We start from the raw sequence: 1,072 nt of genomic DNA, 5'->3' as shown, positions 1-1,072 counted from the left end.
CACTTCCAGAAGCTGGAACTGGTCGTCAGCAACGTCAAGTTCCAGGACGGAGAGCAGATAACCGATCAATCAGACAGGAATGCGGCCTGACCGTCATCCACCAGATTTGACAATAACTCTTCCTTTCAAGCCGAGAGGCGCACCCCGCAAGCTGCAAACAATTTTTACATGCGGAGTGATTTTTTTGGCATTTACGCATGCATCTATATGCTATAAAAACTGCCTTATCAGCGCCTTATCAAGAGACAGGTTAATAGCCTGGCTACTTGCTAAAATATTTTTAACTTCGGAGGTAACTGGAATATGGGAATGTGATTGTAATATAGGATATTTAATTTTCCACGTTTTCCAGCAGCGCGGGAATTAAAGTAATATGTGCTTTTAACGTCTCACCATGGTTATAATTCGTTCTCTCACCACAATTTAAACAAGGTGAAAAAATGAGCAGCATTGAAAAAATAGATCAACCGAAAAATGCTTATCCTGAAGGCGGCGCTTTGAAACCAGAGCCTTTAAGTTTTTGGGATGGAGTCGCCATTAAACTTGGAGCTAGCATTGGTTCTGGGATTCTCGCTTTGCCATTCGGCTCAAGGCTTGGCGGTTTCCCAGCCTTAGTATTTTGGGTCATTCTGACTGGAACTTTTGTAGCTATCACTATGCTCTACATTGCTGAAACAAGCATGAGGACACGTACTCCACTGCAGCTGAGTGGGTTAGCTAAAACTTATGTCGGCACACTTGGCTCGTGGCTTATGTTTGCAGCCGTCATGATTAATGCTCTAGGGGCGCTCACAGCTTATACAATTGGCAGCGGCGACATCCTTGGGGAAGCGCTAGGTATCCCCGATTTCGTCGGTAGCCTAGTTTTCTTTGTGCCAGCCGTAGGCGTAGTATGGATGGGATTGAGAGTAACCGGGGTTTCCGAAAAACTAATTACTTTCGGCATGATACTGGGCGGTCTCAATGACCAAGCGCAACACGTGACCCATCAGGTACGGTGTTGCCATGAACCACTGCTATCGCCATCTTTCTGCTGAAGACCGGGCCGCCATCATGATGATGCGAGCCACGC

At 46.4% G+C, this 1,072-nt stretch carries 1 protein-coding gene; it reads left to right on the top strand.

Annotated elements, in window-relative coordinates; all coding sequences use genetic code 11:
• Nucleotides 1–440: 440 nt before the first annotated feature.
• The gene (locus ACPF7Z_RS19395) at nt 441–1,037 is read left to right on the top strand and encodes an aromatic amino acid transport family protein (RefSeq protein ID WP_425194878.1); all 597 of its coding nucleotides are present in this window, start codon (nt 441–443) and stop codon (nt 1,035–1,037) included.
• The last annotated feature ends 35 nt before the right edge of the window (nt 1,038–1,072 follow it).

The sequence above is a fragment of the Halomonas sp. GXIMD04776 genome (genome assembly GCF_049808615.1).
GTDB lineage: Bacteria > Pseudomonadota > Gammaproteobacteria > Pseudomonadales > Halomonadaceae > Modicisalibacter.
Note: the sequence above shows the minus strand (reverse complement) of the source record. Positions and strands in the feature narration are given on the sequence as shown.